22 protein-coding genes are annotated in these 22,343 nt (G+C 58.6%); 16 read left to right on the top strand and 6 right to left on the bottom strand.

Annotated features, from left to right (window positions below; translation table 11 throughout):
- The first annotated feature begins 16 nt into the window (after positions 1-16).
- On the top strand, positions 17-196 hold the full coding sequence (locus ACR2TX_RS06460) for a hypothetical protein (RefSeq protein ID WP_133716295.1): 180 nt from the start codon (positions 17-19) through the stop codon (positions 194-196).
- Between the two features lie 27 nt (positions 197-223).
- On the opposite strand, the gene ACR2TX_RS06455 is transcribed toward ACR2TX_RS06460, so the two are convergent.
- Positions 224-649, bottom strand: a complete 426-nt coding sequence (locus ACR2TX_RS06455; protein ID WP_077730961.1) for a hypothetical protein — start codon at positions 647-649, stop codon at positions 224-226.
- 488 nt (positions 650-1,137) lie between these two features.
- Between ACR2TX_RS06455 and ACR2TX_RS06450 the strand changes: the two genes are divergently transcribed.
- From ACR2TX_RS06450 to nhaD, 8 genes are all read left to right on the top strand, one after another.
- Positions 1,138-3,384 (top strand): CHASE2 domain-containing protein, encoded by a 2,247-nt coding sequence (locus ACR2TX_RS06450; RefSeq protein WP_434131589.1) that lies wholly within the window; start codon positions 1,138-1,140, stop codon positions 3,382-3,384.
- A gap of 532 nt (positions 3,385-3,916) precedes the next feature.
- Positions 3,917-7,261 (top strand): TonB-dependent receptor domain-containing protein, encoded by a 3,345-nt coding sequence (locus ACR2TX_RS06445; protein ID WP_434131587.1) that lies wholly within the window; start codon positions 3,917-3,919, stop codon positions 7,259-7,261.
- Positions 7,262-7,940: 679 nt separating this feature from the next.
- Entirely contained in the window at positions 7,941-8,897 is a 957-nt protein-coding gene (locus tag ACR2TX_RS06440; RefSeq protein WP_434131586.1) for an IS110 family transposase, read from the top strand.
- Positions 8,898-9,061: 164 nt separating this feature from the next.
- Positions 9,062-9,610 carry an REP-associated tyrosine transposase gene (locus ACR2TX_RS06435; RefSeq protein WP_434131584.1) on the top strand — a complete coding sequence of 183 codons (549 nt, stop codon included), beginning with the start codon at positions 9,062-9,064 and terminating at the stop codon, positions 9,608-9,610.
- A 500-nt stretch (positions 9,611-10,110) separates the two neighbouring features.
- A complete protein-coding gene (locus tag ACR2TX_RS06430; RefSeq protein ID WP_434131581.1) occupies positions 10,111-10,710 on the top strand; it encodes a hypothetical protein in 600 nt (199 codons plus the stop codon).
- 515 nt (positions 10,711-11,225) lie between these two features.
- Positions 11,226-11,477: a hypothetical protein gene (locus tag ACR2TX_RS06425; RefSeq protein ID WP_434131579.1), complete on the top strand. Its 252-nt coding sequence runs from the start codon at positions 11,226-11,228 to the stop codon at positions 11,475-11,477.
- A gap of 248 nt (positions 11,478-11,725) precedes the next feature.
- The gene (locus ACR2TX_RS06420; protein ID WP_133716301.1) at positions 11,726-12,391 is read left to right on the top strand and encodes a Crp/Fnr family transcriptional regulator; all 666 of its coding nucleotides are present in this window, start codon (positions 11,726-11,728) and stop codon (positions 12,389-12,391) included.
- A 421-nt stretch (positions 12,392-12,812) separates the two neighbouring features.
- Complete coding sequence (gene nhaD / locus ACR2TX_RS06415) at positions 12,813-14,252, top strand: sodium:proton antiporter NhaD (protein WP_434131577.1); 1,440 nt, start codon at positions 12,813-12,815, stop codon at positions 14,250-14,252.
- A 181-nt stretch (positions 14,253-14,433) separates the two neighbouring features.
- Here nhaD and ACR2TX_RS06410 read toward each other — a convergent pair whose 3' ends face one another.
- On the bottom strand, positions 14,434-14,742 hold the full coding sequence (locus ACR2TX_RS06410) for a hypothetical protein (protein WP_240502555.1): 309 nt from the start codon (positions 14,740-14,742) through the stop codon (positions 14,434-14,436).
- A 242-nt stretch (positions 14,743-14,984) separates the two neighbouring features.
- Between ACR2TX_RS06410 and ACR2TX_RS06405 the strand changes: the two genes are divergently transcribed.
- The 3 genes from ACR2TX_RS06405 to ACR2TX_RS06395 all read left to right on the top strand — a co-directional run bounded on the left by ACR2TX_RS06405 (position 14,985) and on the right by ACR2TX_RS06395 (position 15,890).
- Positions 14,985-15,356: a cupin domain-containing protein gene (locus ACR2TX_RS06405; RefSeq protein ID WP_240502556.1), complete on the top strand. Its 372-nt coding sequence runs from the start codon at positions 14,985-14,987 to the stop codon at positions 15,354-15,356.
- A 15-nt stretch (positions 15,357-15,371) separates the two neighbouring features.
- Positions 15,372-15,647: a cupin domain-containing protein gene (locus ACR2TX_RS06400; RefSeq protein WP_434131576.1), complete on the top strand. Its 276-nt coding sequence runs from the start codon at positions 15,372-15,374 to the stop codon at positions 15,645-15,647.
- 84 nt (positions 15,648-15,731) lie between these two features.
- On the top strand, positions 15,732-15,890 hold the full coding sequence (locus ACR2TX_RS06395; protein ID WP_166642451.1) for a DUF7230 family protein: 159 nt from the start codon (positions 15,732-15,734) through the stop codon (positions 15,888-15,890).
- Between the two features lie 462 nt (positions 15,891-16,352).
- Here ACR2TX_RS06395 and ACR2TX_RS06390 read toward each other — a convergent pair whose 3' ends face one another.
- The 4 genes from ACR2TX_RS06390 to ACR2TX_RS06375 form a co-directional block, all read right to left on the bottom strand.
- A complete protein-coding gene (locus ACR2TX_RS06390) occupies positions 16,353-17,039 on the bottom strand; it encodes an HAD family hydrolase (protein ID WP_156879879.1) in 687 nt (228 codons plus the stop codon).
- Entirely contained in the window at positions 17,036-17,314 is a 279-nt protein-coding gene (locus ACR2TX_RS06385; protein ID WP_077730970.1) for a hypothetical protein, read from the bottom strand. Before ACR2TX_RS06385 ends, ACR2TX_RS06390 begins: the two co-directional genes overlap by 4 nt.
- A 130-nt stretch (positions 17,315-17,444) precedes the next feature.
- Positions 17,445-18,407: a nucleotidyltransferase domain-containing protein gene (locus ACR2TX_RS06380; protein WP_434110792.1), complete on the bottom strand. Its 963-nt coding sequence runs from the start codon at positions 18,405-18,407 to the stop codon at positions 17,445-17,447.
- 13 nt (positions 18,408-18,420) lie between these two features.
- Positions 18,421-19,665: a multifunctional CCA addition/repair protein gene (locus ACR2TX_RS06375; protein WP_434131575.1), complete on the bottom strand. Its 1,245-nt coding sequence runs from the start codon at positions 19,663-19,665 to the stop codon at positions 18,421-18,423.
- 68 nt (positions 19,666-19,733) lie between these two features.
- Here ACR2TX_RS06375 and ACR2TX_RS06370 point away from each other — a divergent pair, with 68 nt between their 5' ends.
- From ACR2TX_RS06370 to pilV, 4 genes are all read left to right on the top strand, one after another.
- Positions 19,734-20,540, top strand: coding sequence for a sulfite exporter TauE/SafE family protein (locus ACR2TX_RS06370; RefSeq protein ID WP_434131574.1), 807 nt, complete (start codon positions 19,734-19,736; stop codon positions 20,538-20,540).
- 91 nt (positions 20,541-20,631) lie between these two features.
- Positions 20,632-20,919 carry a SelT/SelW/SelH family protein gene (locus tag ACR2TX_RS06365; RefSeq protein WP_434131572.1) on the top strand — a complete coding sequence of 96 codons (288 nt, stop codon included), beginning with the start codon at positions 20,632-20,634 and terminating at the stop codon, positions 20,917-20,919.
- A 396-nt stretch (positions 20,920-21,315) separates the two neighbouring features.
- Positions 21,316-21,876 (top strand): GspH/FimT family pseudopilin, encoded by a 561-nt coding sequence (locus ACR2TX_RS06360; RefSeq protein WP_156879956.1) that lies wholly within the window; start codon positions 21,316-21,318, stop codon positions 21,874-21,876.
- Positions 21,876-22,343 (top strand): type IV pilus modification protein PilV, encoded by a 468-nt coding sequence (pilV, locus tag ACR2TX_RS06355; RefSeq protein ID WP_077730976.1) that lies wholly within the window; start codon positions 21,876-21,878, stop codon positions 22,341-22,343. The genes ACR2TX_RS06360 and pilV overlap by 1 nt, the downstream gene beginning before the upstream one ends.

Genomic DNA, 22,343 nt, shown 5'->3' with positions numbered 1-22,343 from the left:
TGCCAAGGAGGTACCGATGGAAACGGTAATCAAAAATGTCATTCGCATGTTTAACGGATATGGCTATGCCGTTGCGGGCGTCGTGATCGGCTTTTTCGACGATCCCGCCCAGGCACAGGCATGTGCCTTTCAGATCATTAATCTGACCCATTACGAAGTCGACGTTTTCGGAAGTCAACTGATCATGGTGCTTTGAGCGTGGAGACAGGGTGCTACGCAGCCCCTACCAGCTCTGAATGGCGGCTTGCGACCGTCTCGGCCGTCCGAGCGCAAACTGTCGGTATATGAACCAGAATCGCCACACGGATTCCGGAATTTCCGGCAGAGTGTGATGCCGCAGTCCGGGATCGAATAGCGCTCGCGGCTCGAACGCATCGTACGACCGCAGATCGTCAGCCGTGAGCCGGCCGGTGCGAAACGTGTCGGGAGATACCGGGGCAATGAGCAAGCGCCCATGTTTGAGCTCCGGTTCCGTCAGCGCCAGCAGCAGTTTCCCATTGACCGCATCGGCACCCTCGATCAGGCGCCCCTCCGCATCGCACCAATACCCGCCGGTCTCGAGGGGAATATCGGTGGAACCTTCGAAACGCAAGCGAAACGTATAAATCTCCAGGTCCGACGCCCTTTCATTATGCGGATTTGTCTTCATCGGCCGGGCCCCTCCAACGTTTCGTAGATGCCTTAGGCTAGGACGAAGCAAACGATAATTCCGTGACGTATTTCCCAATTTCACTCCGTATAATGTAGCCGGCTCCGGGAACTAGCCCGCATTGCTCACACCTTTTCGTAGCGAGGGCCTCGAGACGCCGCTGTGGCGCGCCGCACGGACTGAGCGACGGCGAAGGCGTAGCTGACACTACGTCGAGATCGCGAACGATGCCCGTCCTGAGCTTAGTCGAAGGGCGGTTCGTTCCTCACCGCATCCTACTGCCTCTGTTGGCGATTGGAGGGGTGTGAGAAATGCGGGCTAGTGCCGGCGGGACCGCGGACTGTTCTGGACAGTTCCCCCCAACCGGCGAATTCTGCGGCGAAGGATTCTTGCGATCAGGACGGATTCCTTTCAGGATTTGTTGTAGTGACATCAGCCAATAACCGTTCCCATCGTCAAAGTGCGAATCACGGGACTCGAAACACCTTATGAGCATTCGTATCCGCCTGGTGCTTGAGGGCCTTCGGCGCGTCCGAGCGCCGCTTCTGATCGCGCTCAGCGGTTTAATGCTCGGCGTCGTACCCGCACTGACACAACTCGAACAGGAATTCGATCTCGGCCTGCTTTACCGTCTGAGAGGCGCAGAAAAACCTCCCGAGGATATCGTGATCGTGGGCATTGATCACGAGTCCGCGTTGCGCCTGCAGACGCCGAACGATCCGCAGTCATGGCCTCGTCGGCTCAATGCGCAGGTCATTCGGAACATTCAAGCATCCGATGCCGAACTGCTCGCGTTCAATGTGTTTTTTTTCAGTCCGGCGTCCGATCCGGACGACGACCGGGACATGGCCGACGCCATGCGCCGGATGGGGCGCGTCGTACTGACCGATTACGTCAAGCCGCGCCAGGTTGCCGAGGGCGTATACCTGGAGTCGGTGGTACATTCCACGGACCAATTGGCCGATGCGGCTCTGGCGACCGCGCCGTTTCTGCTGCCGAGGGAGGACAATGGGATAAACCGCTTTCTCACCTTCTTCGGAGAAGAAGGTCAGGCGACCTTGCCCACCCGGCTGTTGTTGGCCCATGCCTTGCTTAAGGCCCGTGACGATTTGTTACGCGTTTTCGGGGACGCCGCACCGGGCGCCGCGGACTTCCTCAAAAATCAGCCGACCGAGCGGGAGCAATTCGATACCTTGCAGAGGGAACTCACCGCACTGCTCCAATCGCGGTCCGATCTGCTTCCAATTCTCGAAAAGACCCTACAGCAAAGACTCATACCGGAAAAAACGCGCCTGATGCTGCGCGCCCTGTTCCGTGTTCATGAAAACGGGCGGTCGCGTTATTTCAATCACTACGGACCCACTCGCACCTTTCCGACCATTCCCTATTACAAACTTGCCGAGTCGTCATCCGAAGAACTCTTGAAGTCGCTCGGGGGCAAGATCGTCCTGATCGGGTATCTCGAGGATTTTCAACCCGAATATACCGAAGGTCTGTTCAATTCACCGTACTCCACGGTCAGTTCGGTGGAGCTGGCGGCGACGGCGCTGGCCAACCTGCTCGAAGACAAATCGGTGCTGCCGGCGCTTACACCGCTGAAGGAACTCATTTGGTTATTCCTTTGGGGACTTGCGCTCGGTTCATGTGCTCAACTGCTCTCGATTCAAAGGGCTATGGTCTTTATCGCGGCGCTGAGCGGCGGGTATTTGTTGACCGCATGGGCGCTATTCCGCGCCGACGGCTTGTGGCTACCCCTGTTCATCCCGCTGATTTGGCAGGCACCGGCAGCCGTAATGAGCAGTGTGCTCATTAGCCATCTGCGGCGGGTTCGGCGCGAGGAAAAAATGCAGTCGGTGATCGAGCGCTTCATTCCGGTCGACGTGTTCAGCCAGCTCACCCGCGATGAGGACATAAAGGCATTGCCGTCGTACGGACGTTTGACCCACGGCATCTGCCTCGCCACCGACGCGGGGCGCTACTCATCCTTGGCCGAGACCATGGAGCCGATGGCCCTCGCCGATCTTATGAACGATTATTACCGGGTCATCTTTCAGCCCGTGGCGCGGCACGGGGGTTGGATCTCCGACGTAATCGGGGATGCCATGCTGGCGATTTGGATCACCGAGGGAGACGATTCGGAAACGAGGCGCAACGTGCTGCAGGCCGCCTTGGAAATCCAGCAAGCGGTCCGCCGGTTCGAACAAACTCATGGGCTCGATTTTCCGGTGCGGATCGGGATTCACTGCGGCGAGCTCCGCATCGGTTATATCGGCACCGACAGCCGCGGCGAAATCCGGGCGGTCGGCGATACGGTCAACATCGCCGCGCGACTGGAAGCCTTGAACAAGATACTCGGCACCGAAATCCTGGTGTCGGAAGCGGTGCTGGCGGACATTGCCGAGATCCGGGCCAGACACTTGGGACAATTTCTCCTGGCCGGAAAAACCAGGCCGGTATCCGTAGCGCAGTTGATTTCTCCCTCGGAACCGGAAATGTCCCGCTGGCAAGAACTCAATGCCCGGTTTCAGATTGCCCTGGGGCATTTCGAGGCAGAGCGGTGGCCCGAAGCCTATGCCGCTTTCAATCAGCTTGTCCTACAATTACCCGATGACGGACCGGCCCGGTTTTATCTCAAGACATGCGAGACGCGTCTCGGGGGAGCGCATCCGGCCGGCGGCCGGCCGCTCGGCATCCGCATCGAAAAATCGGATTCGGCCCGTCCGTTGACCAAATGACGCGGTAGCGACGCAATGGGTTTTTAATCCACCAGGCAGGCACCGGCGTTTAGACGTAGGTCGGCAATCCCTTGCCGACGAAGGCGTGGGCCAGGCCGTGGCGTCGGGAAAGGATTCCCGACCTACAAAGCGGCACAGTCGTAGGTCGGCAATCCTTTGCCGACAAAGTCCGCGGGCTGACTCGTTACGTCGGGAAGGGATTCCCGACCTACAAAGCGGCACGATCGTAGGTCGGCAATCCCTTGCCGACAAGTGCGCTGGTCGACGGCTTTGTGTCGGGAAAGGATTCCCGACCTACAGGGTGACACGATCGTAGGTCGGCAATCCCTTGCCGACAAGTCGCCGTTTACGATTGGAATGGGGGGCATCCAGAGCACAAGGATGTGATTCAAGGCCAATGTCATCCCTGGCTTCTGGATTCATGCCGGAATTACGAGGTAGGGCTTAATTAACGACATTGGAGCTTACCTGGGGGACCGGAGCACATGCGTAAGTCCATTAACAATAACTCAAAAATACTTTTCGCAGCTCGATGCACATATCCGTCAAATTGTTTCTGACCATCGCCGCCGCACTTCTTGCAAGCAGTCCCGGTATCGCCGCCACATGCGAACAATGGGCCGCCCGCCTGGTGTCGGCGCAGGGCCAGGTCGAGATCCAGTCCTCGGGAAAGCCGTCGTGGACGCCGGTGGAGGCCGAACAGGTCTTCTGTCCCGGCGACAAAATCCGAACCATGATTCGCAGCCGTGCATCGCTGCTGTTGCCGAATCAAACTTATATTTCGCTCGATCAGGACACCACCGTGGTGTTTTCCAAGGTGAAGGCGGAAGAGCCGTCCTGGCTCGAGCTGCTTACCGGCGCCTTGTATGCCCGTAGCCGAACGCCCAAGCCCCTCGATATCCGCACCCCATTCATCAACGCTGCCATCAAGGGCACCGAGTTCCTCATCAAGGCAGGACCGCAGGGCGGCCAGGTCACGGTATTCGAAGGAGAGGTGGAAACCTCGAACGCCGAAGGACGGGTCGTGCTCAAGGACGGCCAGACCGCCGTCGCTGCACGCGACGAGGCGCCGCGCCTGGCTCTGGAAATCCGTCCGGAAGACGGCGTCCAGTGGGCGCTTTATTTCCCGCCGCTGGTGGATTACGCCGCCCTGCAGGCTCGGGTCCGCGACCCGAATGTCGCCGAAGGCATTCGCCTCTACGCCGACGGGAACATCGCCGGAGCCCTCGACGCGCTGGATCAGGTGCCGGAAGCGAGCCGCGACGCCGATTTCGCCGCCCTGTACGCCGGTCTCCTGCTGAGCGTGGGACGGGTGGACGAAGCGGAACCGCTGCTGGCCATGTATATGGGCGAGAAAACGCCCGCGCCCATCGATGCCTTGCGCTCGGTCATCGCCCTGGCCCGCAACCAGAAACCCGAAGCGCTCCGATTGGCGAATGCCGCGGTCCAAACCGATCCCGCTTCGGCTTCGGGCTGGATGGCGCAATCCTACGCGCGCCAGGCCGATTTCGATCTCGAAGGCGCGCTCGAAAGCATCGATCATGCGGCGCGCCTCGACAGCAACGACGCCCTGGTCCAGGCGCGCCGTGCCGAGCTGCTGGCAGGTTTAGGCCGCTGGTCGGACGCGAGGAGAGCGGCCGAAAACGCGGTCCGGATCAACCCGCGCAATCCCCGCGCCCATGTCGTCTTAGGCTTCGTCGAACTCATGGATGGGGACACGTCCGAGGCGCTGGCGAGCTTCCGCAAGGGAGCCGAGCTGGATTCGGCCGATCCCCTGGCCCGCTTCGGCTCGGGGCTTGCTTTGGTCCGGCGGGGCGAGCTGAAGGAGGGCACGGCGGCCATCGAAACCGCCGCCAGCCTCGATCCCAGCGACGCCCTGATCCGCAGCTATCTCGGCAAGGCTTATTATGAGCAGAAGCGCAACGCGGTCGCCGAAAAGCAGTTCGATCTCGCCAAGACCTTCGATCCCAAGGACCCCACGCCCTGGTTCTACGAAGCCATCAAGAAGCAGACCGAAAACCGGCCGGTGGAAGCATTCAAGGATCTGCAACACGCGATCGAATTGAACGACAACCGCGCGGTCTATCGCTCCAAACTCGCCCTGGACGACGATCTCGCCGCCCGCAGCGCCGCCCTGGGTCGTATCTATACCGATCTCGGCTTCGGCCAGCGGGCCGTTGTGGAAGGCTGGCGCTCGCTCGGCATCGAACCGGGCAATTATTCGGCGCACCGGCTCCTGGCCGATACCTACTCCTCGCTGCCGCGGCACGAAATCGCCCGCGCCAGCGAAGTGCTGCAATCCCAGTTGCTGCAACCCATCAACACCACGCCAATACAGCCCCATCTGGCCGAGGCACGGCTGCTGATCCCGGACGGGGCGGGACCTTCAAGGCTTTCGTTCAACGAATTCAATCCCATGTTCACCCGCGATCGCTTCAGCTTCCAGGCCTCCGGCATCGCCGGCAGCAACGACACCTTCGGGGAAGAACTGGTCCATTCCGGGCTTTGGGACAACTTCTCCTACAGCCTCGGCCAGTTCCATTACGAAACCAACGGCTTCCGCAAGAACAACGATCTCCGCCAGGACATCTACAACGTCTTCGCCCAGGGCATGATCAACCCCGGCCTCAGCATCCAGGCCGAATACCGCCACCGCCATCTGGAACACGGCGATTTGTTTTTCAACGGCGACCTGGAGGCTTTCGACGACACCTTCAAGCGCGAGCTGACCACCGACAGCGTGCGGACCGGCCTACGTTATTCGCCTACTGCGAACTCGGACCTGATTTTTTCGGCCATGTATCTAGACACTTTGCGGAACAACGCTCAACAAGATTCGTTTTTCACAGGCCCGATAGACATTTCGACGACCGCCAGCCAGCGCGGCTTCATGGGCGAAGCCCAGTATATCTACCGGCGCAACCCTTTCGATCTGATCCTGGGCGGCGGCGGCCGGGATATTTCCGCCAATTTGTCTAGCAACTTCGGCTTTTTTGCGCAGCGGATCGCCTACGATATCCGGCACAGTAACGCGTATCTCTATTCCCATATCCGCTTTCCGAGCGCCATGACCTGGACCCTGGGCGTCAGCTACGACTCGTCCCGCAATCAATGGGTCGGCGATTTCGACCAAGTCAATCCGAAACTGGGGCTGATGTGGGAGCTCACGCCCGACACCATCCTGCGTCTCGCCGCATTCCGCACTTTCGATCGCGGCATCGAGGAGGACGTAACCATAGAGCCGACCCAGATCGCCGGGTTCAACCAGTTCTTCGACGGCTACCCGGCTACGGATGCCCGGCGCTACGGCGTCGGCCTGGATCACAAGTTTTCGCCCGGTCTTATGGCCGGCTTGGAGGCCTCGCTGCGCGACGTAATCGTCCCTTTGCCGCTGGGCGTCTCTTTGGATGCGCCGAGCTTTATCTCGAAACGGGAAGAAATGCTGTACCGCGCCTACGGCTATTGGGCGATCAGCGATCATTTCGCAGCTAGCCTGGAATATCAATTCGATATCTTCTCTATCGACACCGAGACGGTGTACAAGAATCATATCGCCCCGTTCAGCTTAAGCTATTTTCATCCCTCCGGCTTATCGAGTACTGTCACGGTCACCTATGTCAATCAGGAAGCCCGCGAAGGCAAGAACGAGTCTTTGAAGGGTCACGACGACAACCAGTTCGCACTGCTCGATTTTTCCCTGAAATATCGTTTACCTTATCGCTACGGCACGGCAGGATTCGTCGTCAAGAACCTGCTGGATCAAAGATTCGATTTCCTGGGGCAAAACGCCTTCGGTCTTCGAACGAGGCGCCTGGAGGAAACGCCTTTGTTTATTCCGGAAAGGACGATGTTTTTTCAACTCACGCTGGCATTCTGAGGACTTCACGGCAATGTCCCGGAATGCCTACCAAATTGGGAGGGGCGTATGAACGATCAAGTACCACAACAAAAAGGCAACGCAGCTTGGGAATTTGCTAAACGGTATAAAAAGACGCTGATAGCGACCGGCGCAGGGGGAGCCGCGTTCTATGCTGCATCCATATGTGGCCTCGCATGTCCGGCAGGGTACTGGTTTTATTGGGCAACCGGAAGCTGCGTACCGTGCTGAACTGACCGGGAGGGTGCGCCACGCGCACCCTCCATCTTGCCGCCGAATCCGCCCGCCGCTCCCCGAACCGCAAACCGCCCACCCCGTCTTCCACCCGCTCTCCAAACTCCCCGATTTTGTAGGTCGGCAATCCTTTGCCGACGTTAACCGGTCGGCCGGCGCGTTCGTCGGCAAGGGATTGCCGACCTTATATCTCGATTCTGGATTCCACAAGAGGCAGAATCTCCGACTGATCATCGGACCCAGACGCTGGGCAAGACGTTGCCGACCTTGGGCCTGAAGCCCGCGCCGTAGATCGTCCCCCAGCGTCCCTTCCTCGCCATAGAGTTCGAACGGTATCGTAGGGCTGCCTTGGGCAACACCCTGGATGGATAAGGCTGAACCCGGCAGGAGCGGTTTCGATCGGTCAGCACTTTGCCCCATCGTCAACGCAGACCAAGGAGACCCTATGACGTTCAGCCCCATCGGGATCGACATCGCCAAAGCCAAGTTCGACGCCGCCGCGCTACGCAACGGCAAGTACAAAACCAAGGTCTTCCAGAACACGCCCGAAGGGTTTAGGGCGTTTCTGGCCTGGCTGCAAGCCTTCCCGACGCCCCACGTATGCCTGGAGGCCACCGGCCGCTATGGTGAGGGCTTGGCCCTGTTCCTGGTCGACCACGGCCTCGCCGTCAGCGTGGTCAACCCCGCCCAAATCCACGCCTTCGGCCAAGCCGAACTGAGCCGCACCAAGACCGATAAAAGCGATGCCAAGCGCATCGCCCGCTTCTGTCTCAGCCAACGGCCGCTGCTCTGGCAGCCGCCTCCGCCGGCCGTGCGCCCATTACAAGCCTTAGTGCGTCGGCTCGAGAGCCTCCTCGAGATGCGGCAGATGGAAAAAAACCGCCTGGACGGGGCCGACCCCACCGTACGCGCCTCCATCGAAGCCGTGCTCGCCACCCTCGACACCGAGATCGCCGCTACCCAACAACGCATCCGGGAGCACATCGACCACGATCCGGACCTCCGCCAACGGCGTGACCTGCTCGACACCATCCCCGGTTTAGGCGACGCCACCATCCCGGTGCTGCTGGCCGCCCTGGGCGACGTTCACCGCTTCGAAAACGCGCGCAGCGTCGCCGCCTTTGCGGGCCTCTCGCCCAAAGAGCACCAGTCCGGGAAGTGGAAAGGCCACACCCGCCTGTCCAAGACCGGCGATGCCTTGCTCCGCAAGGCCCTTTATATGCCGGCCATCGTCGCCTGGCGCCATAACCCACTGATCCGGGCCTTCTGCGAACGCCTTAAAGCCCAAGGCAAGAACGGCAAACTCATCGTCGGCGCCGCCATGCGCAAGCTCCTCGTCCTGGCCTACGGCGTCCTTAAGTCCGGCCGACCGTTCGATCCCAATCATGGGCTTGCATCGTGATTTCTAAGACGGTATCTACGACCGGGCCTCCCTGTAGGTCGGGAATCCTTTCCCGACGCCACGGCCTGGCCCACGCCTTCGTCGGCAAAGGATTGCCGACCTACGACCGGGCCTCCCGGTAGGTCGGCAATCCCTTGCCGACGCGCAGGGCCGGAAAAAGCTTAATGATCTATATTTCGGCTACCACTGATTCTTTTAAGCTGATGCCTCGCTATCGACGGTATTGTCTTGCCGGCCACCCCGTCTTCGTTACCTTGGTCACCCATGGCAGGAATCCATGGCTTGCCGACGAAGCTTCCGTGCAGATCTTGCTCGCCTCCATGAGGTCGGTTAAGGCGGTTTATCGCTATAGGCACTTGGCGCATGTCGTATTGCCGGACCACTTCCATTGGCTGTTCAAACCGGATGACGCGGCCCATCTGCCAAAGATCGTGGCCGCCGTAAAACGAGAAGTGACCTGGCGTTTCAAAACCGTCGCCGGTTTGCCGGGCTCTTGGTGGCAGAACCGATTCTATGATCACATCGTTCGTGACCAGGACGATTTAACCCGACATTTGGATTACATCCATTTCAATCCGGTCAAGCATGGGATTGCCCGGAATCCAGGGGCATATGCGCACTCCAGCTTCCATGAATGGCGAAGATGCGGCGCCTATCCCGAAGGTTGGGGAGCGAGCGAGCCGCCGTCGATCCAGGGAATGGATTTGGATTAGCGAATGGTCGCGAAAAGGGTTTGTCAGCAAAGGATTGCCGACCTACGGACCCGTGTCGCCGAGTAGGTCGGGAATCCCTTCCAATCGCAAACGGCGTCTCCGGGAGCGCCGGAGACGCCCTTCCCGACGCAAAGCCGGTCGATCAGCGGGTTCGTCGGCAAGGGATTGCCGACCTACGACTGTGCCTCCCTGTAGGTCGGGAATCCTTTCCCGACACAAAGCCGTCGACCAGCGCACTTGTCGGCAACGGATTGCCGACCTACGACTATTGGGGCACGCCGGCATCGGCCGCGTCATCCAAATCCTACACAAAAATCAGCCGTGGATGACAAGCCTTTTTGCCTCAGTTGAAAGAAGATACGCCGGGTTACACGCCGCCGAATCGTGCGGACGCAAGCCGTCGGCAAGCTTTCACGAATCAGTCCAATAACAACACGCAGAAGGGATTCACTCTCAAGGGTTTTTAAACACTTCATACCAACTGATTTGGGAGAACTCGAATGTTGCGGAATAGACATCATCAGGCGTTGTTAGGTTTGTTCGTGATTTCGATTGCGATCACACCCGCCGCGCAGGCGGCGGACGGCACGTGCGGCATCGATAGCTTGAAAGGCCGCTACGGCTTTCAGGCGTCCGGTCGCATGGAAGTGCCGAGCAAAACGAAGTCCGGGCTCGATTTTTCCGATAAGCAGACGGTTCATTTTGCCCAGGTGGGCACCATCGAGGCGGACGGCGAAGGCCATGCCTTGATCACAATGACATCGACCAGCGATAGACCCAAAGGCAGCGCCGTTTATACCGTCAACCCCGATTGCACCGGCACCATCCGCTACTTGCTGGGCGATCCCGAGGCCGACGCGGCCGAGAACGGTCCGGGCTACGCCTTCGTCCTCAAACCCGACAACACCTTCAGCTTCATCAGCACTATCACCAACATGGTCCTGACCGGTTCCGCCTGGCAAATCACCGATACCGCCAGTGAACCGGTTTCGGGCGGCGCTGGCGGCGGGGGGCTGCTCTATGCGGCAGCGCAGTGCAGTTTCATTTGCCCGGCGGGGTACTGGTTTTACTTTGGAACCGGAAGCTGCATACCGTGCTGAACTGACCGGGAGGGTGCGCCACGCGCACCCTCCGTCTTGCCGCCGAATCCGCCCGCCGCTCTCCAAACCGCAAACCGCCCGCCCCGGCTTCTCCCGCCCGTCTCCAATGCCATCGATTTTGTAGGTCGGCAATCCTTTGCCGACACAAAGCCCCGGCCGAGCGCCTTCGTCGGCAAGGGATTGCCGACCTACGACCGTGCCACCTCGTAGGTCGGGAATCCTTTCCCGACGCCACGGCCTGGCCCACGGCTTCGTCGGCAAAGGATTGCCAACCTACGACTACTGTCATTAAGCCGGAACGCCTCGCCCCCTCGACCTCCGAGCGCACTGCACCAAAAAGGGGAATATTTCACAGAATTCCGTTCTCCGGGCGCGTAAGTTGAGTCTAGTTCCCGCAAGAACATCGGCTCATTCCGAAGGGACGATATGCGCGGTTCCGTTCCGCGTCTTCGGACGAGCATTTTGAAAATATCCGACACGATCAGCCTGGGCGATCAACTCAAACGAATAGGCTTATGACATACATGGTTCAAAGAGGCTTTCCCGGACGCCCTACCAGGCTTCTCTATATCGGCGTGTCGGTGATAACGACGATCTTTGCCTTCATATTGGCCCTGGTGCTGTTCGTCTTTCTGCCGCGGGATAACTCCGAAACGTCGGCGCGTGCGAAAGAACGTTCATCCTCCGGAGTAGTCGTGAACGCCACCGGTATCGATAATCCGGCGAAAGCCGCACTCCCCGAAAAACCGGAATCGGAAAATGAATGAATTCGCTAAGGCTGTGGCCGGCGGAGCTAAACGTACAGGCAGTCCAACCGTCCTCCGCCTTAGATAATCCGATTACGCCTCCGAGGCGACTCTTCGGGACCGAAATTCAGCGCCGGTCCCCTTTTTTTGAGGCCGATGGATCGAATATAAACTAACATTTAGATCTATCGCCCGTCGCACCGTACCTCGAAACTCGAAAAACGACGGGAGAGATCGAGTGTTTTCGTTTTCTTCAGTTGAACGCGATTGTGTCGAAAGAAACGCTTCAGGGGTTAAAAAGCGTCCCCTATTTTTCCGAAGTGCCCGACACCGCTCTGGCGGAACTGGCTTCCTGCGCGGCCATAAAAAGCTATCCCAAGAATTCGATTATCATTCGCGAGGGCGAAGAAGGCGGAGCGCTGTTCATTATTTTGTCCGGCAAGGTGCAGGCTTATCTGAGCAGCGCAAACGGGCGCATGGTGATTCTTTCGACTCAGGGTGCGGGCTCGTTTTTCGGGGAGCTGTCCTTGCTGGACGGCGAACCCCGTTCGGCTTCGATAGCCGCCCTGGAACCAACAGTGTGCAGCCTGATTCCGCGGCTCGCATTGAAGACTTGGCTGAAAAGCCATCCGGACGCCGCGTCCAGCATCATCCGGAGCCTCACTCAGCGGATCCGCAGTTTGACCGAGAACGTTCGAGGGCTCGCGCTGTCGGATGTGTACGGGCGATTGGTTAAAACCCTTTACGACATGGCCGTCGAGAACGAAAACGAATGGATCATCCGGGAAAAGCCGACCCATCAGGATCTGGCCAACATCATCGGCTGCTCGCGGGAGATGGTCAGCCGGATCATGAAAGATTTGGAACGCGGCGGCTATCTTTCCGTAGAACGCAAATTCATTCTCATCCGGCGCAAGTTGCCGGCATCCTGGTAACGGAATCGGCGGCCTTCGGCGGTTATGTCGGCAAAGGATTGCCGACCTACGATCGTGCCGCTTTGTAGGTCGGGAATCCTTCCCGACTGAATAGATCGGCAAGCGGTTTTGTCGGCAAGGGATTGCCGACCTACGAACCGGTGCCGCTCAGTAGGTCGGGAATCCTTTCCCGACGGAGCTGTCTTCAATCGTGCCCATCCAATCGCAAACGTCGCTTTAGCCGCGACCTTCCCTGCCGGAATGTTGGCCCGAGGTTTTGTGTAGATATCCCGGCTCCGGGGAGCCGGGGCATAAAACACATGCTCGGACTCAGAAGCGGCAAATGCTACCATTCTCTACTGAAACACTAAGAATTGTTTGACGCCGCGCTGTTGGCCAGACGCGGCGTGGTTTTTCGCACAGGAAGAAAAAAGGTTCTCGAATGGTTTTGAAGCAGAAGATTTTACTGGCGTTTTTTTTGGCGATCTTTCCGCTCACTGCCCTGGCCATCCCGGCTGAAGGTCAAGCTTTGGATCTGACCGGGCATTTTGTCGGCTATCTGGCGATCGCCGCGTTCGTGCTGGCTTATATCTTCGTCGTCTTGGAAGAAGTCACGGAACTCAAAAAATCCAAACCCATGATGCTGGCGGCGGCGATCATCTGGGCCGCGATCGCCGTCGTCTACAACCTGCAAGGCCAGCCGCAGCTCGCCGAAGACGCGGTGCGGACCTTGGTGCTGGATTACGGCGAACTGCTCCTGTTCCTGATCGTGTCGATCACGTACGTCAATGCGCTCGAGGAACGGCAAGTATTCGAGGCTGTCAGGGCCTGGCTGGTCAGCAAGGGTCTCGGTTATCGCTCATTGTTTTGGATCACCGGGATTCTGGCCTTTTTCATCTCCTCCATCTCGAACAATATGACCACGGCGATGTTGATGACCGCCGTCGTAATGGCCGTCGGCAAGGATAACCCGCGCTTCGTCGCGCTGTCCTGCGTCAACACCGTGGTCGCCGTGAATGCCGGCGGCGCATTCTGCCCTTTCGGCGACATCACGACGCTGATGGTTTGGCAACAGCATAAAGTTACTTTCTGGGGCTTTTTCGTTCTGTTCGTTCCGGCGGTCATCAATTTCGTGCTGCCCGCCGCCATCATGCATTTCGCGATACCGGACGCGCGCCCGGCGGAAATCAAGGATGTCACCAAAATGAAGCGGGGCGCCAAACGGATAGTCGCCTTGTTCCTGCTCACCATCGCGACTGCCGTGGTGTTCTCCAATATCCTGCATTTGCCCGCCGCGGTGGGAATGATGGCAGGTTTGACGTATATCCAGTTCTTCGGCTATTACCTGCACATCACCCATCGAGAAGAACCCGAGGTGCCGACCGAGCTATTGGAAAGGCACGAGGAGGAAGAAGAGGCAGAAGCCTTACCTGGCGAAGAGCGGTTCGATATCTTCCAGAAATTGGCGCAGCTGGAGTGGGACACGCTGCTTTTTTTCTACGGCGTGGTGCTGTGCGTGGGCGGACTCGATTTTCTGGGCTATTTGGGGCACGTCTCGCAGTATCTCTACGGCGAATTGGGAGCGACTCCGGCGAACATTCTGGTAGGCATCGCCTCGGCCTTCGTCGACAACATCCCGGTCATGTTCGCGATCTTGTCGATGAACCCGGATCTCTCTATGGGACAATGGCTTTTGGTAACCCTGACCGCCGGAGTCGGCGGCAGCTTGCTGTCGGTCGGCTCGGCGGCGGGCGTCGCGCTCATGGGGCAGACGCGAGGCGCCTACACGTTTTTGAGTCATTTGAAGTGGATGCCGGCAATCGCGCTCGGCTATGCGGGCAGCATCGTCGCCCACTTCTGGCTCAATGCCGCGCTGTTCTGAATGGCGTTAAGCCTACTAGTTTGCGTCGGGAAAGGATTCCCGACCTACTTCGCGGCACCGGTTCGTAGGTCGGCCATCCCTTGCCGACGAAGCCGTGGGCCAGGCCGTGGCGTCGGGAAAGGATTCCCGACCTACAAAGCGGCACGATCGTAGGTCGGCAATCCCTTGCCGACAAATCCGTCTAAAAAGACGTCTCGAACGGCTTCCGGCCCTTTTTCATCATGACCCCGTAACGGAACAGCACGGCGCAGACCGCCCCGGCCAGAATCGCCGTGACATCCATGCCGATTCCCAGCCAAAAGCCGTGTGTATGAAACGACTCGCCCAGTAGCGAGCGGAGCACGACTTGCATCCAAAACAGGAAACCGCCGTAATAAACGATGACCCCGGCTATGGCCCAAGCCAATGCGGGCAGATTCAACCGTTGAGCGGTTTGATAGAACCAAACCGCGATTGCCAAGATGACGATCATCGATAATGCCGCAATCATAGTTGTAGTTGCCTCCCGTTCGATTTTTTCGGCACTCTATCAAACCGGACAGCGGGCGTGAAGAAATGGAGGCGACCACCAAACCGCTATGTGCGAAAATTTTGTGCAATCGTGTGCAGCCCTTATGTCATCGGGTCTGGAAGAAATTGTTCTAGGCTTTTGCAGAACTTTATCCACAGATTTTGTGAATAAGTGTTTCATTAGAGTGACAGCCATCGTTGCCTCTAAAGGAATTTTTCAGAATGCTCGAACTGCCTGAAGCATCGATGACCACATTGCTGGCCGACCTGCCGGAGGACTTGCCCGAGGAAAAATTCGAAGTTCTGCTGGAAACGCCGGCTTTCCGGCTGGAGCGGATTCTTTCCAAGGGACATGCCACACCGGAAGGACAATGGTACGATCAGGACTGGGACGAATGGGTGCTGCTGCTTCAAGGTCAGGCAAGACTCGCGATCGAAGGGCGGAATGGCGAAACGTTTTTGCACCCCGGCGATGCCCTTTTGCTTCCGGCCCATTGCCGTCATCGCGTAAACTGGACTCCGCCGGATACGATCACCGTATGGCTGGCTTTGCACTATGGCCGAGGCTCTACCTCGAAACCGATCACCAAATGAATAGGAGAGTACGAGATGAGCGATATCCGTATCGAAAAACAAGTCGGCGAAGACCGGCTCAAATCGTTGGGCGTACGGCAATGGCCGGTGTGGAGCAAGGAACCGTCCGAATTTCCGTGGACTTACGACGAGACCGAAACCTGCTATCTCTTGGAAGGACGCGTGATCGTGACGCCCAAAGGCGGCGACCCCGTGGAATTCGGCAAGGGCGATCTGGTGACGTTCCGGTCCGGACTGCAATGCACCTGGAAGATCCTCGAAACCGTGCGCAAGCACTACAACTTTTCTTGAGACCGGCTCGGGAACCGAACCTGCTCGGAGCGGTCTGAAGGGCGAGCCGGTATCCGGCGAAGACATTCAAACGAGAGCAACACCATGAGCAAGAAAACCAAGCGACCTCAGATCCCCCAGACCAATCCCGTCGCCAAATATGCCGGGAAGTTCAACCGAGCCGCCACGTTCCGCGACGGCCGCACCTATACCCGCAAGCTCAAACACAAAGGCCAGGAGCCTTTTCCGATCCGCGCCGCCTGATCGGAAAAGGCTCTTGGATGGAGAAACAGCACGTCGGGAATCCCTTCCCGACCGACCGGCTGACACGGCCGTAGGTCGGCAATCCCTTGCCGACAAAGCCGCTGGCCCGGCCATGGCGTCGGGAAAGAATTCCCGACCTACCGAGTAACACCGATCGATCGGTCGAGCGGCAAGGCGACCGAACGTTGCCATGGTGGGTTACGGCGCACGCGAAGCATAGTGTTCTACGGCCAGCCTATACCGGAGTGCGCCTAACCCACCCTACGAAATCCCGGTTTCCGTCGTTACACCAAAGCGAAAAATGACCCGTGGTAGGGCGGGTTAGGTGCGCCGTCACGCAACCTGCGTGTAGCCCAGCGAGTCAGGCGCGCACCGTAACCCGCCAAACGAGCGGCAAGGCCACCAAGGAAAAAAGCGCATGGAACATTACTCGCGCTCCCGTCCCTGTGGAAACTTTTCCTCTCATCCGGTTGTTTCCAGCAACTGGGCCAGATCCAGCAAGCTCGGAAAGCTGAGCGCCGCCCATTTCGACAGTTTCCGGCGGATTTCGTGGCGCCGTTGAATCAGAACCGGAACAGTTCCCGCCGCACGGGCCGCTTCCAAGCCAGTTTCCGAATCCTCCAGCACCAGGCATAGGTCCGGCGGAACATTCAAACGTCTCGCCGCATCGAGAAAGAGGTCGGGCGCCGGTTTCCCCCGTTCGACCTGGTCGCGGGTCACGACAACCTGAAAGGTCTTTTCCATACCCGACAGCCGCAGGCACTCCCATGCATACGGGCCGTCGCTGTTGGTAGCCAGCGCATAGGGAATCGCCCGGTGTCGCAGAATAGCGAGCAGCTCTTTCAGGCCCGACATCGGCCCTATGCCGTGTTCGTCGAGATAGCGCCGCCAGTGGCGTTCGGCGGATTCATGAAACGACCTGCGATCGAACGCATCGCCAAGTGCAGTCTTAAGCGCCCGTTCCACGTCATCGGCATGGCGGCCGAACAACCCAAGGCAGAATTCTTCGCTCAGATCGAAGCCCAGATCGGCCGCCGCCGAACGCCAGGCGTGGCAATAAGTCGATTCGGTGTCCAGGGCCAGACCGTCCATGTCAAGAATGACCGCCCGGAAATCGGGAAGCGCCGACCGCGCACGGGCAAAAGTCATCGGGCCTGCTTGAGCATGACCAGGTTGCGAAACAGCGCAGCGCCCAAAGCGCCGAGCAGGGCGCCCGACACCTCCATCATGATGCCGGCGGTCGCGCTGTAATACGTGAATGACCCGCCCAGCAAAGGCTTGAGGATGGCGTACATCCAGATCGCCTTGATTCCGTAGTAGACGATCAAAGCGCCGACGATCCATTGCAGCACGTTGAGGTTGAGACGCAGCGCCGTGCGATAAAACCATATGCAAACCAGCACCGAAATGACGCCACCGATCATAATTTTCTCCTCCGAGTTCGTGAAAAACCCCCGTGCGACGGTTCTTTCGCGATCTCTATATATCGATAATTGGTTTAAGGGATGCAGGGGCGGAAATGTAACAAACGCAATGACGTTTGCCTATTCGGATTCAGGGCGTTCGCCGCTCGAACACCACCTTGATATATTCCCCCGCAGCTTCTCGGCTGGAACCCACTACGATGCGCCGCTGCCCCGAGTGCGATTCTTCCAGCAGACCCGAAATCTCGACGGTTTCTCCGGTCAGGGCCTGGCCCGCATAGGTGTGGGTAAAACTGACCGCTTCCGTGAGCTCGGGATGCGTCAATCGGTACACGGCCGGATAGTCGAACGCGTATGCCGCATCCGCTATTTGGGTCCGAAGCAGGATCGGCCCCAACTTGCGGACGGGGCCCGATGCTTTGGACGGTAGTTCGTCCACCAAGGTGATATCGAACTTTGTCCCGTCGATCAGCGCCTTGTTCAACTTGCGCCGCTCGTGCCAGAGAAATTCCTCGAACGTGAGCGCACAACCGCGCCGGTCGTAGGCGTCGCGCCATGCCGCATCGTCCAGCTCTTGCAGTTCTTCGGCCTCGATCAAGCGTCCGACGATCTCGCGAGCCTCGAAAAACGCTTCACGTCCGTAGATGACGAAATCGAGATCGGACTTCAGCGTTTGCGCGCCGATCAACAAAGAGCCGGTCAAACCGACCCGGCCCAAGTCCAGCCCGCAGGCACCGAATTTTTGCAGCAATCGAATCGCTTTCCGCTCGATTTCGTCTCGTGGCACCGAGTTCAGCAAATCTTGCACGCGATCCCGCGGTCGGAGATGGCGGCGTATGTTTTCCTGCGGCACGGCATGAAGTCGTGCGTCCAGCCGCTTCGACGAAAACAGATACCGGGGCGCCCGAGCTTGCAGGTAAGCATTGGCTTCGTCAGTGCCCATTTTGGCGAGCTTTCCTCCGATCGGCGCGTATCGGAGAAAACAGAGCACGCGATCATCCTCGAGCATCCCGTCCACGACGGCGAAAATCAGCCCTTCGTGGGTTTCGATGAAATCGCGGGGCTGATAAATGTCGGCAGGTTTTGGATTCATTGCCACGCTACATTCAACCGGAATTTCGGCTTTCCAAAAATTGCCGCCGACACGACGTCACGGCGTCGATCCGCTGCCGGCGCAGCTCTCGGCCCAGGCTCTCTCCTTTGAATCCTTTCTCCAACAGCGGTTGAACCGGAATCGCCAGAGCTGTTTCCCGCGCCGTCCGCAGCCATTCGGCTTGCGGATAAGGCCGATTCTCGAAACCGGGGCGGCCCTTGGCATCGGCTTCACAGGCGAGAAGAAAACCCTCCAGGGAGGCGTGGGCTCGGAGCGCATCGAGCCGCTGCAACAAATCCACCACGGTCGCGGGGCGCAGTTCGAGCGCCCGGTGACAATGGCCGTGGTAGCGCATCACTTTTTCAGCCAGCTTGCGATAGGCATTGGGCACCTTCAGCCGCAGGCAAAGGCTCTCCAATGCGCCAAGCCCGAGTTTTTCGTGGCCGTGATGCTTCGGCCACAATTCCTTGGGCGTCAGTCCTTTGCCCAAGTCGTGAGTCAGGGCGGCGAAACGCACTACCGGGTCGGGACTCAGCCGGACCGCCTGGTCGAGGACCAGCAAGGTATGAATACCGGTGTCGATCTCCGGATGATGCTCGGCGGGCTGCGGGACACCGAACAGCCGGTCGATTTCCGGGCACAGCCTGGCCAATGCGCCGCACTCCCGCAGCACCTCGAAAAAAGCTCTGGGAGTCGGCTCGGACAGGGCACGGGCGAGTTCCGCCCAAACCCTCTCCGGCACCAGAGCGTCCACTTCGCCGGCGGCCACCATGCCCCGCATCAGATCGGACGTTTCCGCCGCCACCCGAAAACCGAGCTGCGCGAAACGGGCAGCGAAGCGGGCCACTCGGAGGATGCGCACCGGGTCTTCGCCGAATGCCGGCGAAACATGGCGCAGAATCCGGTCCTTGAGATCCCGTGCGCCGCCATAGGGATCGACGAGCCGGCCTTCCTCGTCCAGGGCCATGGCGTTGATGGTCAGGTCGCGGCGGAGCAGATCCTGTTCCAGCGTCACGTCCGGCTCGGCATGAACGACGAAGCCTCGGTAGCCCGGCGCGGTTTTCCGCTCCGTGCGGGCGAGCGCGTATTCATCACGGGTCTCTGGATGCAAGAACACGGGAAAGTCCTTGCCGACCGGTTTAAAACCTCGGGCAATCATGCTTTCCGGCGTTTCGCCCACGACCACCCAGTCGCGTTCCTCCACCGGTCGCCCGAGCAGGCTATCCCTTACGGCGCCGCCGACAAGATAAGTTTTCATGGGTTTTTAGCTTGGACCCCGGTTCCTGTTAGCATACGGCCCCTATTTTAAACGCGGATGAGCAGCGCATGTGGGAAGAACTGGGACTGTACCTGGCTTTCGGCAGCCTGGCCGGCGTGTTGTCCGGCTTGTTCGGGATCGGCGGAGGGGTCGTGATCGTGCCGTTTCTGGTCTGGTTTTTTTCAATACGGGGCTTTCCACCGAATTCCGTCATGATCATGGCGGTGGCGACTTCGCTTGCTACCATCGTCGTCACGTCCGTTTCAGCGGTTTATGCGCACCACCGTCTCGGTGCCGTGCGCTGGGATACGGTATCCCGGCTGTCGCCCGGCATATTGATCGGCTCCGTTATCGGTTCGATCATCGCCGACCGATTGCCGGCACATTGGTTTAAACTGATTTTCGCGCTTTTTCTGCTTTATGTTGCCGCTCGTCTTCTAATCGATGTGAAGACTAAAAGCGATCAAAGTCGAACGCCGAGCGGGTGGCTATATTCAGCCGCCGGCTTAGGGATAGGCGCGGTTTCTTCCATCCTCGGGATAGGTGGCGGGACACTGAGCGTGCCCTTTCTCGTCAGATGCCATTTTCCGATCCGAAACGCCGTCGCCATCTCCAGCGCCTGCGGTTTTCCCATAGCGGTCGCCGGCTCTCTGACCTATATTGCCCTGGGTTGGGAAAAACCAGTGTTGCCGGCTTGGAGTCTAGGCTATGTTTACCTGCCCGCCTTTGCCGGCATCGTGGCGACCAGTATTCCGTTCGCGCCGCTCGGCGCTGAACTCGCGCATCGGCTACCGACGCGGAAACTCAGGCGAATGTTCGCGATCGTCGTACTGATCGTGGGAGTCAAACTGTTTTGGCAGGCCATTCAACCCTGAATCTGAATTTAAGTGCGGTAGGTCGGCCATCCTTTGCCGACAAATCCGCTGCGTCGGGAAGGGATTTCCGACCTACAAAGAGAGAGAAACTATGACCGCAAAACCCCGCATCGAAATCGAATACTGCACTCAATGCCGCTGGCTGCTGCGCGCAGCCTGGCTGGCGCAGGAACTTCTGACCACGTTCGAGGAGGAGATCGGCGAAGTGGCGCTGATTCCCGGTACCGGCGGAATATTCGAAGTGCGCCACGGGAACACGATGCTATGGTCCCGAAAGGAAGAAGGACGCTTCCCCGAAGCGAAAGAGCTTAAACAGCGGGTAAGGGATGAAATCGTGCCGGGAAAAGACCTCGGCCATTCGGATAGGGAGAACAGATAGGCACCCGTAACTACCCCGCAAACGATACCTAACCGGAAAGACGAGAAACTACGTCTAATGTTTCGCTCCAAATATTTCCGGGACTGAAAGCGCCGGCAAGATTTTCAGCAATGTCTCCTAAAAGGCTCTTGTTCAAGTATGCAAAGGGAGACATGGCTGGACAAACATAACAAAGTCACAAAGTACACTACACTTCTTCAAGAAATCACAATTGTGTGACAGCCGTCATACAACGTTCGATCCGGACGCACTAGATTTAGGCGTATCCGGAGCTCGGAGCTCCACTCCCTTTTCTCGATAAAGTCGCAGGCTATCGCTACGACAGCTCCCAGGGTGATCGGCGCTGCCGACGGATGGATTTTCAAGACACGGGAATAGTTTCCAAAGGTGCTTCAAATGATGGTGTGGAGCAAGCATCGGCCACTCCAGGCTGCCGGAAAATCACGGGGGGTCACATTGATCGAACTGCTAGTGACGGTGTCGGTCCTGGCTATTCTGTCGTCTATCGCTGTGCCCAGTCTCCAGAATTTCACGAATACTAGCCGTGCCGTCGCCCTAACCAACGAACTTGTGGCAGCGCTCAACTTCGCCCGTTCCGAGGCGATCAAGCGCGGCGTCGCCGTAACGATCTGTAAGACCGCCAATCCCGATAATGCAAGCCCCACCTGCACGACCGCAGAAGGTTGGCAGAGCGGTTGGCTGACGTTTACCGACCCCACCGATCGAGGCACTGTGAATGACGGCGAAACCCGCCTACGGATCAAGCAGCCGACTAGCGGTACCGGCACCATCGATGGCGGCACCGAATTCGGCAACTACATCACCTATTTTCCCGGTGGGGATTATGTGGGCAGTGGCGGAACGAACGGAACGCTGACCGTGTGTGTAGGCGGCGTCAAACGCGATATTGCCGTGAAAAACACTGGCCAGATCCACATCGAAAAAGGAACTTGCTAATGAAGCGCAGAAACGTTTCAAAAGGCCGATTCGGCCTAAAGGCGGGGCAAAAAGGCGTTAGCATGATCGAAGTGCTGGTGACCATGGTCGTCATCGCGCTCGGTCTATTGGGGCACGGCAGGCTGCTCGCCACCACTCTCAATCACAACAACTCGGCTTATATGCGAAGCCTGGCGACCATGCTGGCTTATGACATAGCCGAGAGCATGCGCGCCAACCGCGCCGCCGCGATAGGCGGCAGCTATAACGTTGCGGTCGGCAGCAGCCCCAGCGGCGGCACCGTGGCGGGCGACGATCTGGTCTCATGGAAAAACCGGCTATCCGAGTTGCTTCCCGCTGGAGACGGCTCCGTCACCGTCGACATTCAGGGCAACACTACCATCGTCATCCAATGGGACCAAAAAGAGGATCGCGACGGCGACGGCAATAACGATCTGATATCCCTGACAACCCAGACCGATCTTTAG

It is taken from the genome of Methylocaldum sp. GT1BB, assembly GCF_051027545.1.
Classification (GTDB): domain Bacteria; phylum Pseudomonadota; class Gammaproteobacteria; order Methylococcales; family Methylococcaceae; genus Methylocaldum.
This window is presented reverse-complemented; position numbering and strand designations above follow the sequence as displayed.